The sequence below is a fragment of the Pseudoalteromonas sp. APC 3495 genome, from assembly GCF_030407645.1.
Classification (GTDB): Bacteria; Pseudomonadota; Gammaproteobacteria; order Enterobacterales; family Alteromonadaceae; genus Pseudoalteromonas; species Pseudoalteromonas tetraodonis.
In genome coordinates, this window is sequence record NZ_JASDDA010000047.1 from 17,516 (window position 1) to 31,106 (window position 13,591).

General features: G+C 41.6%; 15 protein-coding genes. 3 read left to right on the forward strand and 12 right to left on the reverse strand.

The window, feature by feature from the left end:
• Nucleotides 1–71: 71 nt before the first annotated feature.
• Nucleotides 72–527 (reverse strand): phosphate-starvation-inducible PsiE family protein, encoded by a 456-nt coding sequence (locus QL984_RS15420; RefSeq protein WP_013464778.1) that lies wholly within the window; start codon nt 525–527, stop codon nt 72–74.
• A gap of 280 nt (nt 528–807) precedes the next feature.
• Between QL984_RS15420 and QL984_RS15425 the strand changes: the two genes are divergently transcribed.
• Complete coding sequence (locus tag QL984_RS15425) at nt 808–2,202, forward strand: M28 family metallopeptidase (RefSeq protein ID WP_290172927.1); 1,395 nt, start codon at nt 808–810, stop codon at nt 2,200–2,202.
• 119 nt (nt 2,203–2,321) lie between these two features.
• The gene (locus tag QL984_RS15430) at nt 2,322–2,768 is read left to right on the forward strand and encodes a DUF4826 family protein (protein ID WP_290172928.1); all 447 of its coding nucleotides are present in this window, start codon (nt 2,322–2,324) and stop codon (nt 2,766–2,768) included.
• Nucleotides 2,769–2,866: 98 nt separating this feature from the next.
• Here the strand turns inward: QL984_RS15430 and QL984_RS15435 are convergent, their stop codons facing one another.
• Genes QL984_RS15435 through QL984_RS15450 form a run of 4 tightly spaced genes read right to left on the reverse strand, consistent with a single transcriptional unit; the run spans nt 2,867 to nt 5,777 of the window.
• Entirely contained in the window at nt 2,867–3,334 is a 468-nt protein-coding gene (locus QL984_RS15435; RefSeq protein WP_036956382.1) for a glycine zipper 2TM domain-containing protein, read from the reverse strand.
• A 16-nt stretch (nt 3,335–3,350) separates the two neighbouring features.
• Nucleotides 3,351–3,971 carry a penicillin-binding protein activator LpoB gene (gene lpoB / locus QL984_RS15440; RefSeq protein WP_013464781.1) on the reverse strand — a complete coding sequence of 207 codons (621 nt, stop codon included), beginning with the start codon at nt 3,969–3,971 and terminating at the stop codon, nt 3,351–3,353.
• Nucleotides 3,972–3,978: 7 nt separating this feature from the next.
• Complete coding sequence (locus QL984_RS15445) at nt 3,979–4,404, reverse strand: YcfL family protein (protein ID WP_016899910.1); 426 nt, start codon at nt 4,402–4,404, stop codon at nt 3,979–3,981.
• 8 nt (nt 4,405–4,412) lie between these two features.
• Entirely contained in the window at nt 4,413–5,777 is a 1,365-nt protein-coding gene (locus QL984_RS15450) for an adenine DNA methylase (RefSeq protein WP_138764074.1), read from the reverse strand.
• 215 nt (nt 5,778–5,992) lie between these two features.
• On the opposite strand from QL984_RS15450, the gene QL984_RS15455 reads away from it, so the two are divergent.
• The gene (locus QL984_RS15455) at nt 5,993–6,868 is read left to right on the forward strand and encodes a DMT family transporter (protein WP_028835848.1); all 876 of its coding nucleotides are present in this window, start codon (nt 5,993–5,995) and stop codon (nt 6,866–6,868) included.
• Here the strand turns inward: QL984_RS15455 and QL984_RS15460 are convergent.
• From QL984_RS15460 to QL984_RS15490, 7 genes are all read right to left on the reverse strand, one after another.
• Nucleotides 6,855–7,550 carry a M15 family metallopeptidase gene (locus QL984_RS15460; protein ID WP_290172929.1) on the reverse strand — a complete coding sequence of 232 codons (696 nt, stop codon included), beginning with the start codon at nt 7,548–7,550 and terminating at the stop codon, nt 6,855–6,857. The two genes, QL984_RS15455 and QL984_RS15460, sit on opposite strands and share 14 nt — an antisense overlap.
• Nucleotides 7,550–8,680 (reverse strand): succinyl-diaminopimelate desuccinylase, encoded by a 1,131-nt coding sequence (gene dapE, locus QL984_RS15465; protein ID WP_033102505.1) that lies wholly within the window; start codon nt 8,678–8,680, stop codon nt 7,550–7,552. The genes QL984_RS15460 and dapE overlap by 1 nt, the downstream gene beginning before the upstream one ends.
• Nucleotides 8,680–9,024, reverse strand: a complete 345-nt coding sequence (locus QL984_RS15470) for an ArsC family reductase (protein WP_013464787.1) — start codon at nt 9,022–9,024, stop codon at nt 8,680–8,682. Before QL984_RS15470 ends, dapE begins: the two co-directional genes overlap by 1 nt.
• Before the next feature lie 4 nt (nt 9,025–9,028).
• Nucleotides 9,029–9,526, reverse strand: a complete 498-nt coding sequence (locus QL984_RS15475; RefSeq protein ID WP_290172930.1) for a PTS glucose transporter subunit IIA — start codon at nt 9,524–9,526, stop codon at nt 9,029–9,031.
• Between the two features lie 6 nt (nt 9,527–9,532).
• Complete coding sequence (locus tag QL984_RS15480) at nt 9,533–9,916, reverse strand: ACT domain-containing protein (protein ID WP_138764076.1); 384 nt, start codon at nt 9,914–9,916, stop codon at nt 9,533–9,535.
• Between the two features lie 221 nt (nt 9,917–10,137).
• A complete protein-coding gene (pta, locus tag QL984_RS15485; protein WP_290172931.1) occupies nt 10,138–12,291 on the reverse strand; it encodes a phosphate acetyltransferase in 2,154 nt (717 codons plus the stop codon).
• A gap of 1 nt (nt 12,292) precedes the next feature.
• Nucleotides 12,293–13,507: an acetate kinase gene (locus QL984_RS15490; protein WP_290172933.1), complete on the reverse strand. Its 1,215-nt coding sequence runs from the start codon at nt 13,505–13,507 to the stop codon at nt 12,293–12,295.
• Nucleotides 13,508–13,591 lie beyond the last annotated feature (84 nt).

The following is a 13,591-nucleotide window of genomic DNA, read 5'->3' on the forward strand; positions in this document are numbered from 1 at the left end:
ATACCATTGTAAAACACAAAGGCGCAGTGGGAATGAGGTGTGCGTCGGTTAACTCAAGTTGAGTTAACCGTTTATAGCTTAGTGTGGCCGGTTTTATTTTTTACCAGCCAATACGATATACCCAGTGCTAAGGTAACTAACGCAAGGCCAACAATTTGCTCTGAGGTCACTAATTTTAAATCGAGGACAATAATTTTACGCGCCACAGCCATCAGTGCGGTAGCAATAACCAGTTCAACGGGCAGCGAGCTAGAGCCCAAATATAACCGAATGTTAGTAAATATTTCTACCGCAATTAGCACCACCATAAAGGCACCAAAGGTTTGCAGAATGTCTTCAATATTTAATAAAAAATAAGGCGGAGAACTTAACCGCATGTATAAAACATACACTACATCAGCAATACTCCAAAAAATAACCAGCACCATGAGCACTGCCAGTATTTTAATTGCAAAGCGAATAGCATGATGTAAATACTGCATCAGGGGATCAACATGATCCTCTGGTAATTCTTCGTGTTTCTTCATGTTATTTCAGCACCTTATTGATTAAATTAGCCTTTATAAAATAATAGCTGATTAATTATGTTTAGCACTATATACGGTCAAAACAGTATAAGTGATTATTTTTATTAAAATAGTGTGCTTGAACAGGGGACTTGTTTGGTGAGGGTTAAATTCTAAGTAAAATTCAAGGTGTTAATAATATGTAATTAAGCGTGTGATTTTTAGTGTCTATCTCAAAAGGTTTGCGGTTATTGGTTTCTGCTGTCATGTTGGTGGCATTCATTATGAGGATAACAATGCTATGTCTAATTTAGGTTTAAAGTTAGTTAATCGACTTATAAAGTATGGTGTGTTGGCATCATTAAGTTCTGTAACGCTTACAAGCTTTGCTGGCGAGTCTACACAACAAGCATCATTGCATAAAATTGCACAAGAAATTTCGGCGCAGCGTATTGAGAGTGATATTCAAACGCTGGTGGGTTTTGGTACGCGACATACGCTATCAGAGACTAAGTCTGATACACGTGGTATTGGCGCGGCAAGGCGTTGGATTAAAAAAGAATTTGAAGCGATTTCGGCACAATGTGGTGGCTGCTTAGCAATAATAGAAGTAAAACAAACCATTTCAGGAGAAAAGCGTATTCCTAACCCTGTAGAAGTGGTTAACATAATTGCGATTCAGCGCGGCGGTACTGAGCCTAATCGTATGGTGATGATGTCGGGTGATATAGACTCGCGTGTTAGTGATGTAATGGATTTTACCAGCGATGCGCCAGGGGCAAATGATAACGCTTCAGGGGTTGCCGGTGTTATTGAGGCAGCGCGTGTTTTATCGAAATATACATTTAATGGCTCGGTTGTTTACGCGGCGCTCTCAGGTGAAGAGCAAGGTTTATTTGGCGGTAAAATTTTAACCGCTTATGCGCAAAAAAATAATTGGCAGGTTCATGGTGTTTTAAATAACGACATGATTGGTAATATTACCGGTATTAATGGCGTAACCGATAACACCACTGCACGCATTTTTTCAGAAGGGACGCGAGTGGTTGAAACCAAAGAGCAAGCGCGTACTCGTCGTTTTACAGGTGGCGAAGTTGACTCAGCGAGTCGTAATTTAGCGCGTTACGTAGACACCATTGCCGATAAATACATTGAAAATTTAGACACTATGCTGGTATACAGACTCGACCGATTTGCTCGAGGAGGGCATCATCGCCCATTTAATGATGCGGGCTTTGCGGCTGTACGTATAATGGAAACTAACGAGCATTACGACCGTCAACATCAAGACCTACGCACCGAAAATGGCATAGTGTACGGTGATACCATCGATGGGGTTGATTTTGATTACGCCGCAAAACTCACGTCATTGAATGCGGTGAGCCTAGCGTCAATGTCATGGGCACCAGCGCCACCGAAAGAAGTGAAAATTAGTGGTGCCGTACGCGCCAGTACCACACTTTCTTGGCAACCATCGGATGATAAAAATATTGCCGGTTACAAAATTTACTGGCGCTATACGAGTGAGCCACAATGGCAATACAGCCAATGGGTTGATAATGTTAGCGAGTTTACGCTTAAAAATGTGGTTATTGATAACTACTATTTTGGCGTTGCTAGCGTGAATAAACAGGGTGTTGAATCGCCAGTGGTGTTCCCCGGTGATGTGGGGTCGTTTGATCACAACATAAAATAATCGGTTTGCTTAAAAACCCAGCAAACAGCTGCGAATAAGATGTTAAGTACGCTATTTATGCTTGCGCCTTATTTGTTATGCCCTTAAAGTGTAAACAAAGAAGTAAAAAGGTTATTAAAATGCAGCAACAAGAACATAAACCATTAACACCAGAGCAGCAAGCTGAACTTCAGCAACAAGAAATTCAATGGCAGCGCGAATGTTTTCAAAATGCGCAAAAACATTTAGCTGAAAAAGGCATTATGCCCAAAACATTGCTTGAAAAAGAAAGCCGCTTTTTAGCGCCTTTATGCGCGCTATGGAAATTTAAAGCGCAAAACGGTAAAAGCTACTGGGTGATCACCGGTCGTTTACCAACTGATCATGCTGAAGCATCTGCAGCAAAAGATGCACGCGATGCTATGCGTTATTTTTCACTGCAGTGGCAGTTAAAGGCCGATCAAATTATTACCGCGGGTGCGCGAGATAAAACCCAAGCTGATTTTGCAAATTTACTGATTAACCGTGCACATGGTTTATATGAAATGCATGAAAACGAGCAGCTGTGGGCAAAAGAACCCGCTTAATAAATAAAAGTGAATACATTTAAAAAAACCTAACTTAGTGACCTAAGTTAGGTTTTTTGTTGGAACTTTAATAATTAAGCTCGAAACATAAATAGACTCTAATAAGCGCTATCTACGCGCACTGTGTTATTAGTTAAATAAATAAGACGCACATTATCACCTCGGTGAAAACGCATAGCGGGATCGCTGTCTTGTACCACCATAAATTGTTCACCACTTTCTACTTGTATAAGTAGTTCAACTAATTGGAGGTTTTCATAGCGTTGTGTCTGTTGCTGATTATGCGCAACATTACCACCAATCACTGATCCTAAAATAGTCGCTACCGTGCGACCGCTGCCACCACCAAACTGGTTACCAATAACACCACCTAATAAGGCACCGCCAAAGGTTTTCCAGCCGTTGCTTTTATCGTGAACCAATTGTTGCTCTGTAATGTTGCGCACTGACTTCACTTTACCAAATAGTACTTGCTGCACAGGAACGGCTTTATTGCGTTCATACTTGGCAAAAGTGGGGGCACTAAATATTAATAAAGTGCATAAAAATAAGCTAAGCGTTTTCATGGTTCGCTCCTGTTAGTTACCAACCAAAGGTAGATTTTTCACGGGTTTTACGAATTTCAGTTTCGTCAGCCCATTCAACAAGGCCACTTTGCATATCCATTAAGCGCATTGTAAATTTGTAGTACACATCGGCTTTGTCAGCATTGGATTTAACAATGCTCGATAGGTTACCGTACAGCATATATTGCGCACCAATTTGTTTACCAAAGGCCACCGCAGTGCTTGGATTGATCAGTGCATCTTCATTTTGAAATGTAAGTTGTTCACGAACCGCTTCTACACGAGTCATATCAACAAATCTAAATTTTCCACTGCGAAGTAATTGAGTCGAAATTGAGTCGGTAATTGACTCAGTGTCTATGTGTTCACTGGTTTTGTTTTTAATACGCTCAACAAATACCACAGGGCGGGTATTGGCAGTCATAGTACCAACCACTGGCGAACTGAGCAGTGAGTCGGTCATTTGCGAGGCTACTTTTTGTAGGTCGGTAGAGCCAAAGTTTATATCTGTGGTTTCTACGGCTTGGGCATCACCATAACTAACGACTGCTTTATTAGCACAGCCTGTTAGTGTGAGAGCGGCTAAGCCTAAAATTGCATAGCCAGAGAGTGATTTGAATTGTTTATTGATCATCATGGTTTCCTTAATCTTTAAATTCTTGAGCTTCAGTAGACACTTCTCTTACAGCTAAAGAGAAAGTAACGGCATTAGGGCTAGGCGCGAGCCCTGCAAGCTGAGTTTTAGCAAAGCCAAATAATGTGAGGGCTTGCCACGGCGAGTGGTTGCCTTTAATTACAAAGCCATCTTTATCAAACCAGTTAAATTGATACTGTAAATATTGTGACTTTTTATAGGTACTTGCCAAGGTGACTACCACGTCGGTTAGGTTATTTGTTTGACGAGTTTTTACATCACTAATTAATAGCTTTTTTGCTAACTGTGGATTGTTAACATTGAGCTGCTCTTTGTAGGCGTTGGTAGTTTGTTCAACTCCAATGCCTGAGGTTACAGGTCGGCTGCTACATGCACTAAGCATAAACAACGCAATAATGGGGAGTATGTATTTCATGATGTCTCCTAAAGTTGCACTACATGGGAGTTAAAATAGTTATTAACAGAGGTTAGGTAGATTAACGTTAACCTTTGCTTACTAACGGTAAAATTTATTGGCGGTTGTGAGCCAACATTTAAGGTATGTTCGCCTGCAGCCACTGCACTGCGGGCAAGGCTAATTTGATTGGGTAAGGTAAGCCAGCTGCGGGTATCGGCTTGCTCAGATGCAAGATTATATAAATTTGCTAAAATATTCCCCATATCACCGCCACTGCGGGCAAGCTCAGCGCGCAGCTTTTCTTTCGCCACTAAGCGCAATATTTGTCTCGATACGCGCCCAGCAACTTGCTGCTCTAACGTTTTAGCGGCCAGTGCTTCTAAGTGCACTAGCGGGCTTAGTGATAATACGTGGTCATTAATTTTGACGTTGTTAACGGTGCTTTCATAGGCATTATTTATATAAATGGGCATGGCGAGACTATAAAAGCGGGCGTCTCCCTGTGAAGTATAAATGGGTAATCGTAATTTAAATTCGTGTTGTTTTGGTATTAGGCCTTGTTCGAATAATATAACCACTTCGCCTTGGTTTTTTTCTAAGCTGTTAACTTCACCAAACTGGCGTTTAAATTGGTTATAGTCATCAGCAAAACCTTGCTGCTTAGCAAGACGCAGTACATCGTGTTGTAAATACGGATTGTTAGGTTGTATTTCGAGCGCTTTTTTATAGTCTATGTAGGCATCATCACCTTGCTTTGCCGTTTCATATAGTAACCCTGATAAATAAAACGTGTACGCATTTTGAAAGCCATTTTTGACCGAGCGAATTAAGTTATCCATATCGGGATAGTGTTGCTGTGCTTGGGCAACCGCATTATCAAATTCGCTTTGATTACTTAATAGTTCATCAACTTGTACTTTATTAGCACGGCGTATTTCAACTAAGGCGCTTTCAATATCATGCTTATAAACATAATTGAGCGCTTTGTAGCTATGCAACATACTCATTTCGTAGGCGGGCGGTGTATAACCAATAGCTGAGTCGTTGGTTAACAGCGCATTACTTTGCTCAAGCCCAGCACTTACTTGTATTTTTGCAGCTTGGCGCTTAGATTGCATTTGTTGATAGACAGTTTCAAAATGAACTTGTGCGTTATCGGGGTTATTGGCTAAATCCGCGATACGGCCTTGTTCTAATTGGCTCAATAAATAATTACTGTGTGTTTTGCTGTTTTTGCTTATTAAGGAGCGTGCACTCTCAATATTATTATTCGTAATGGCTTGTCTAATAGGGGTGGTATTAGTGGCGTAATCATTAAAGAGATCGTCAAAGCCAATGGTGCTGCAACCACTTACAATAAAGCAAAGACTAAAAATTAAAATGTGACGCACGCGTACTCCTTCTTATTTATTCTGTAAGGTTAACATACTGCCAATAAATACAAGTGTGAAAGATTGTAAAAAAGCGTAGTGTATAAACATAGAACAAAAACCCTTAATAAAAACTTTATCATTTAAAAATAACCATGGTAACGTTTACAACATTGGACGTTAATTTAATCGGTATATAAATACGGTACATATTTATCAATACGTTAGGAATTAATTTGAAAGCAACACTGTTTACTATTATCGCGTTAGTTGCCTTTGCTGCAAATTCGTTATTATGTCGGTTAGCGTTGGCGCAAGGCTACATTGATGCGTGGAATTTTACCGTTATTAGGTTACTGAGCGGGGCAGTGTGTTTGACCATTATTATGCTGCTCTATACTAGGCAGTTAAATAAAAAAGCGCAGTTAAGTAATCCTATTATTAACGATACTGGCAGTTGGCGAAGCAGTGCTAGCTTATTAATATATGCGCTGTGTTTTTCTGTTGCTTATATCGAGCTTGATACCGGCATGGGGGCGCTTATTTTATTCTCGGCGGTGCAATTTACAATGATTGGCTGGGGCATATATAAACAAGAGCGTTTAAGTGCTGTGCAATGGCTTGCATTTATAGTGGCGTTTGCGGCATTTGTTTACTTAATGCTGCCCTCACAGACAGCCCCACCGCTGATGGCTGCATTATTAATGAGTATAAGTGGCATTGCGTGGGGAATTTACAGTATTCGTGGCAAGGCGTGTGTGTCACCGCTAAGAGCCACTGCCTTTAATTTTATTCGTAGTTTATTAGTGCTACCTATTTTAATTGTGGTGGGAATGAGCCAGCTTAAAAATATACGTATCGAAGGGGCGTTACTTGCAATAGCCTCAGGTGCCATCGCATCTGGCGTAGGGTACAGTATTTGGTATGTGGCTATGCCACTATTAAAGAGCACGCATGCAGCCATAGTGCAGTTATGCGTACCCGTTTTGGCGGCTATTGCAGGGGCAGTGTTTTTATCAGAGACATTAACTGTACAATTTATGCTCCCCAGCAGTATCATTTTACTAGCGGTATTAGTTTTTACTTTAAATAAAAAGACTAAAACTGCTTAGCTGGTGGACTTACATTGATCACAAAGCGTTCATACAATGCAGGTAATTGGGTTAAAATAGTGTCTTTACCTAATAAATCACTGTGTTTAATGCAGTCGTGCAACACTTCTGGCGTAAGGTGGCGAATAAGCTGCGCTGATTGCGCTATGTGGCTAATATGCCAAAGCTCAGGAGCTACCCCGCCCAAGTCGTACTGGTAAGGTCGATAAAATCCAAATTCTGCTAGATGAGTGTCTAGCCATTGGCTTAGTTTAGCAAAAGGCCCACCTTGCTGATATTCATTAGGGCTCAATTGCAAAACATAATCGTCACTCACTGCGCTTTTATCGTAAATATCTAAATCAGTCCCTAAATGATGGCGACTCGCCCCCGGTAGCGCAGAATAAAGCATAATGGCAATGCATTTATCAATATCACTGAGCGAATTAATATCAACGTGTTGCTGCGCTTTGTTTAATACCGGCCGCTTAGCGGAAAATTTAGCGTTCCAAATAGCTGATTGACGGTTAAAATCCCGAAAACTTGATGCAATACATAAATCAAAGCCTGCTGATGCAGCCGCAGTTTGCAGTGCAATAAAGTCATTTACAATATCGGCATGCAAAAAGTGATTTTGTATGGCAACTAAATGTGCATCACTTTGGCCAGTGATGCATTGTATGAGTTCTTTATTTGCAGTCATTAAGTTAACAGGTGCTCTAATATTTGTTCGTAAATATCGGCCAGCGCGATTAGGTCGTCGGTGCTAACACACTCGTCCACTTTATGAATAGTGGCATTACGTGGCCCTAATTCAATAACTTTAGCACCCGTTTGTGCGATAAAACGACCATCTGAGGTGCCACCTGTTGTTTCTAAGTTAGTGGTTAACCCCGTTACCGATTTAATGGCGGCTACGGTGGCATCAACCAATGGGCCGTGATCGGTTAAAAACGGCAAGCCATTCACAATCCAATTGAGTTCATAATTTAAATTGTGTTTTTGTAAAATGGAATTTACTTTTTGTTGTAGTTGTTGATGAGTAACTTCGGTACTAAATCTAAAATTAAATTGTACTTCTAGCTCCCCAGGGATCACATTGCCTGCGCCCGTACCGCCATTAATATTAGAGATTTGAAAGCTGGTGGCTGGAAAAAAGTCATTACCCATATCCCACACAGTTTGGCTTAACTCGGTTAAAGCTGGCGTGGCTAAATGAATTGGGTTTTGTGCTAAATGTGGATAGGCCACATGACCTTGCACGCCTTTTATAGTTAAAAACCCCGTGAGTGAACCACGGCGGCCATTTTTAACCACATCACCGAGTACATCGCGAGAAGAGGGTTCACCTACAAGGCACATGTCTATTTTTTCACCGCGCTCCTCTAAAGTATCTATCACGCGCGTGGTGCCGTTAATAAACGGGCCTTCTTCATCTGAGGTAATTAAAAACGAAATGGAGCCTTTGTGATCTGGATGCTTAGTCACAAAGCGTTCGGTTGCCACAATCATCGCCGCTAATGAGCCTTTCATGTCGGCAGCGCCACGGCCATGCAATAAGCCGTCTTCAATTAGGCCTGCAAAAGGCGGGTGCTGCCAGTTTTTTTCAGGCCCAGTGGGCACCACATCAGTATGACCGGCAAAACAAAAATGCGGTGATTGCGTGCCTTTTCGTGCCCATGTGTTTAGGGTATCGGTAAAAAATAGCGATTCAATATCAAAGCCAATGGCGCTTAGGCGTTCATTCATCATATGTTGGCACCCGGCATCTTCAGGTGTAACCGACTCTCGCTGAATTAAGGCTTGGGCTAGGGTAATTACTGGATGGGTCATTATTTAAAAATCTCATCGTATTGTGCTGCTTTAAAGCCTAAGTGATATTGCCCGTTATTAACAAGAACAGGACGTTTGATCATCGCCGGTTGTTCAACGAGTAAATCTATAGCGGTTTGTTTAGTCAAGCTTTGTTTTTGCTCATCAGTGAGCGCTCTATAAGTTGTGCCACGTTTATTAACCAATTGTTCCCAATCAATATGTTCTGCAAAGTCGCTTACCATGTCGTTATTAACGCCGTCTTTGCGATAGTCGTGGAAAGTGAATGCGATGTCGTTATCACTTAAGTATTTTTTTGCTTTTTTAATTGTATCGCAGTTGCTAATGCCATAGAGAGTGATCATAAATCTACTTCTTTTTAATAATAGTTAATAAGGTATCTACACCGGCATTAACTTGCGGGTGAGAATAATGAAAAGTGCCTAAATTATGGCCATTGAGAATTATAAGGCTGGCTAAAATAGGCGAGTCGAGCTCACGTAAATCAAAATAAGCAAGGCGTTGGCCTTTGGTTATTTTGCTGCCGTTAAGCTGAGCAATATGAGTATGCGTAAGTGTTTGTGAATCGGGAACCGATAGGTTTATTAATACTTTTAAGCCGTTATTGGCTTTTAAAATAAATTCACAACCGGCACTTTTTACCTGCAGTAAGGTGCCATTGAAGGGCGCTAATACTTTATGACTCGATAAACTAACAACAATACCTGGGCCGAGTGTGCCAAAACGAAAAAAGGGTTGTGGATGCTCTTCCATTGGCATCACTTTACCACTGAACGGACTCGTGATTTGTATCGCGTTTCGGCCAATTTTATTTTTAGTTAAATAGCTAACGTCTTCAGATTTCATTATTTATTAAGTTACCACGTTGTAGCCATCGGCTTTAAGGGCTGTAATTGCTTTGGTGACCGTTTGTTTTTTTACTAAAATATAGTCGGTATCGTAGGTCGATATCGAAAAAATGGACACGCCGGCTCTGGCTAATACGCCTGACAGGTTTGCCATAATGCCAGTTAACGAAAACCCTAAAGGACCTATTACTTCCAGTGCTTGCCAATTAGATTCAGTGTCTTGGCTATCAATAATAAAGTCGACAGGGCAAACAACTGACAGTTCATCATGCGTTTTTGAGATAAAAAATAACGGTTGTTTTAACAGCGCAGGCGGTATGTCAGCATCAAGGGCTAAACTATGAATAGATAACACGGTGCTGTGTAATTGTAATGTTTGTTTTGACATTAAACGTATCGCCAGCAGCAAAATAATAGCTTTATAGTATAGAGTATTGAAGCTAAATTAAAGGCTCAAGTTTAGGCAGTGCGATATTTTTATTAGCTAAAAAATAATTGTCCACAATTTCTGTGGATAAGCTTGGGGGTTGTGAGGTATAAATAGCCTAACCAGTTAATTATTAAATAAAAAATGGCTAGGCTATAAAAAGGGCATGTTAATTACAGGCCTTAATTAAGCGCTTCTACTTGCGCCGCCTGAATGGCTGTTAAAGCAATGGTATACACAATATCGTCAACTAATGCGCCACGGCTTAAGTCGTTAACAGGTTTGCGCATCCCTTGTAACATAGGACCAATACTGATCAAATCGGCACTTCGTTGCACTGCTTTGTAGGTGGTATTACCCGTATTTAAATCAGGGAAAATAAACACGGTTGCTTTACCGGCAACCGGGCTATCTGGCGCTTTTTTAATAGCTACACTTTCCATAATGGCCGCATCGTATTGCAATGGCCCATCGATAATGAGATCTGGGCGCTTTTGTTGGGCAATTTTTGTTGCTTCGCGGACCTTTTCTACATCAGCGCCACTGCCCGAATTACCCGTGCTGTAACTTATCATTGCTACACGAGGTTCTATGCCAAATGCGGCAGCAGAATCGGCAGATTGAATTGCAATATCGGCTAGTTGTTCAGCATTCGGATCAGGATTAATAGCACAGTCACCATAAACAAGCACTTGATCAGGCAATAACATAAAAAACACTGATGAGACTAATGATGAACCCGGTGCGGTTTTAATCAGCTGTAAAGGCGGGCGAATAGTATTGGCCGTGGTATTGACTGCCCCTGAAACCAGCCCATCTACTTTTCCTTGCTCTAGCATCATGGTGCCCAGTACCACGTTATCTTGCAGTTGTTCCTTTGCAATAACGTCAGTTAAGCCTTTGTTTTTACGAATTTCGACCATAGGTGCTACGTAGTCATTAATAATACTACTTGGCTCTATTACAGTCACATGCTCGTTCAGTTCAATCCCTTGTTGCTCCGCGATTCGAAATATTTCATCGCGATCGCCAAGTAAAATTGTTTTAGCAATGCCGCGCTGGCCACAAATAGCAGCGGCTTTAATGGTTCTAGGCTCGTTACCCTCAGGCAGTACAATCGTTTTATCCGCTTTACGTGCTTTATCGGTTAATAAATACCTAAAGGCCGGCGGGGATAACTTGCGGGTTTTTCCCACACTTTTTGCTAATGTGTCCAGCCAATCAGAATCGATATGTGCAGCGTTATGATCTTTTACTTTTTCTATGCGTTGTTCATCGTCGCTAGGTACTTCTAGGTTAAAGTTATGCAGCAATAAAGAAGTGCGCCAGGTATCGCCCTCGGTTGCCAAAATTGGCAGACCAGTTTGCATAGCTTGTTCGCATAGCGCCATAATGCGCGGCTCAGGTTCAAAACCACCGGTAAGTAAAATTGCACCTAGTTTTGTGCCATTCATGGCCGATAAGCAAGCTGCAACGAGTATATCTGAGCGATCGCCTGGGGTTACCAATAACGCACCTGGCGTAAAATAATTTAAAATATTGGATACCGTGCGGGCACAAAATGTAATTCGTCTGAGTCGGCGGTGCACCATATCGCCTTCGTTGATAATAGTGGCTTTTAAATAGGCACTTAAATCTTTAACACGTGGGGCAACCAGTTCAAAATCCCACGGAATAGCGCCGAGTAAGATAAACGGGTTTTTTCTAAAAATAGGTAAAGAAGCTAAGCGGTTTAATTCGTTATCAAGCGCTTCTGGCTTATAGGTATCGACTAAATCGGCGCGAGCACGACCTTCCTCATCAAGGGGGGCGTTCACTTTATTAAAAATACAGCCAAGCACGCGAGGGTGGTCAATGCCACCATAGTTGCCAGCGGCTATTTCTAGTCGGTCTTCAATTTGAGTAATGTTGTAATTGCCAGGGGTAAGTACAAAAACGATATCCGCCCCTAAAGTTTGTGCGATTTCGCGATTTACTCTCCCCGCATATGGTTGGCGACGGGTAGGCACCATGCCTTCAATAATAGCCACTTCATCATCGTTAATTTTACTTTGAAAACGCTCTACAATTTCTTCTAGCAGGTCATCGCCTTTGCCATCGCCAATCATTTGCTCGGCGTAATCCAGCGCAAATGACGTGGGTGGATCAATAGGTGAGCCTTGGGTAACAATTTGTGTTGACTTTTCTGGGCCTGTTTCACCCGCGCGTGGTTGGGCTATAGGTTTAAAAAAATTAACTTTAACAGTTTTTTGTTCCAGCGCCCTTACCAAACCCACCGATACTGAGGTTAAACCAACCCCAGTAGAAACGGGGATCAACATAATACGACGAGCCATATTATAACTCCTTGGTGATGTTTGCGGCATCAAGTGCGATCACCCATTCTTCGTTAGTGGGCATAACAACCGCTTTGCTACGTGAATCAGCTGTACTAATTAACCCAGCTTGGCCAAAACGTGCGTCAAGGTTTGCTTGTGGGTCTAAATTAATACCTAAAAAGGCCAATTGTTTAAGTACTTTATCACGGATAATATCGGAATTTTCGCCAATACCGCCGGTAAAAATAACTGCGTCTAGCTGTTGCAGCGGAACCATGTAAGCGGCTATTTGTTTTGCGAGGCGGTAACAAAACATATTAAGTGCCAGCATAGCTTGCTGGTTGCCTGCAATAGCGGCTTCTTCTATGGTGCGACAATCGTTAGACAACTCGCTTATGCCTAATAAACCACTTTTTTGATTGAGTAAGTCATCAATTTGCTGAGCAGTATAATCGAGTTGCGTGGTTAAAAAGTTAAATAGGCCCGGATCAATGTCGCCACAGCGCGTACCCATAACAAGCCCTTCAAGCGGGGTTAACCCCATACTGGTATCAACACTTTTGCCATTTTTAATCGCACACACTGAACAGCCGTTGCCTAAGTGAGCGCTAATAAAGTTACTGTTTTCAATGGGAAGTGCCAACAACTTCGCAGTTTGCCCTGCCACATAAAAATGGCTGGTGCCATGAAAACCATAGCGCCTAACACCAAAGTCTTTATAAAGCTGATAAGGAAGGGCATAAAGATAAGCGACTTCATCCATTGTTTGATGAAATGCCGTATCGAACACGGCTACTTGCGGTAAGTTTTTAAATGATGCTTGCGCTGATGAAATACCCAGCAAGTTAGCGTGGCCATGCAAAGGTGCTAGCGTGGCTGCTTGCGTGATACCTGCAATAACGCGTTCGTCAATTAATACTGATTGGGTAAAATGCTCACCACCATGCACAACACGATGACCAACAGCAACTAGTTGCTCATCAAGGTTGTGATCTTTTATTAAATCAACCAGCGTATCAATAGCATGCGCGTGTGCCTGATTAGCAGCAAGTTTAATGGTGGTCTTTTCTCCCTTAAATTTATATTTTATTGAGGGAGCATCTGCACCTAGGCGCTCAGCTAAACCTGAAATAATGTCGTTTCCTGTGTTTGCATCAATAATTGCAAACTTTAAACTTGAGCTTCCACAATTAAGTACCAAAACATGGTTTGGTTTTTTTGGCAGAGTTGGCATAGATTCATTTTCCATTTAAATATTAATCAGTACACTTGGTTGATATATAAGTATTGTAGGCTTAAATGGTTGTAGACTAAAGTG

Excerpts from the sequence above, each read along its gene's own strand:
- QL984_RS15420 (WP_013464778.1), bottom strand. The coding sequence starts at position 527 with ATGAAGAAACACGAAGAATTACCAGAGGATCATGTTGATCCCCTGATG.
- QL984_RS15425 (WP_290172927.1), top strand. The coding sequence starts at position 808 with ATGTCTAATTTAGGTTTAAAGTTAGTTAATCGACTTATAAAGTATGGT.
- QL984_RS15430 (WP_290172928.1), top strand. The coding sequence starts at position 2,322 with ATGCAGCAACAAGAACATAAACCATTAACACCAGAGCAGCAAGCTGAA.
- QL984_RS15435 (WP_036956382.1), bottom strand. The coding sequence starts at position 3,334 with ATGAAAACGCTTAGCTTATTTTTATGCACTTTATTAATATTTAGTGCC.
- lpoB (WP_013464781.1), bottom strand. The coding sequence starts at position 3,971 with ATGATGATCAATAAACAATTCAAATCACTCTCTGGCTATGCAATTTTA.
- QL984_RS15445 (WP_016899910.1), bottom strand. The coding sequence starts at position 4,404 with ATGAAATACATACTCCCCATTATTGCGTTGTTTATGCTTAGTGCATGT.
- QL984_RS15460 (WP_290172929.1), bottom strand. The coding sequence starts at position 7,550 with ATGACTGCAAATAAAGAACTCATACAATGCATCACTGGCCAAAGTGAT.
- dapE (WP_033102505.1), bottom strand. The coding sequence starts at position 8,680 with ATGACCCATCCAGTAATTACCCTAGCCCAAGCCTTAATTCAGCGAGAG.
- QL984_RS15470 (WP_013464787.1), bottom strand. The coding sequence starts at position 9,024 with ATGATCACTCTCTATGGCATTAGCAACTGCGATACAATTAAAAAAGCA.
- QL984_RS15475 (WP_290172930.1), bottom strand. The coding sequence starts at position 9,526 with ATGAAATCTGAAGACGTTAGCTATTTAACTAAAAATAAAATTGGCCGA.
- QL984_RS15480 (WP_138764076.1), bottom strand. The coding sequence starts at position 9,916 with ATGTCAAAACAAACATTACAATTACACAGCACCGTGTTATCTATTCAT.
- pta (WP_290172931.1), bottom strand. The coding sequence starts at position 12,291 with ATGGCTCGTCGTATTATGTTGATCCCCGTTTCTACTGGGGTTGGTTTA.
- QL984_RS15490 (WP_290172933.1), bottom strand. The coding sequence starts at position 13,507 with ATGCCAACTCTGCCAAAAAAACCAAACCATGTTTTGGTACTTAATTGT.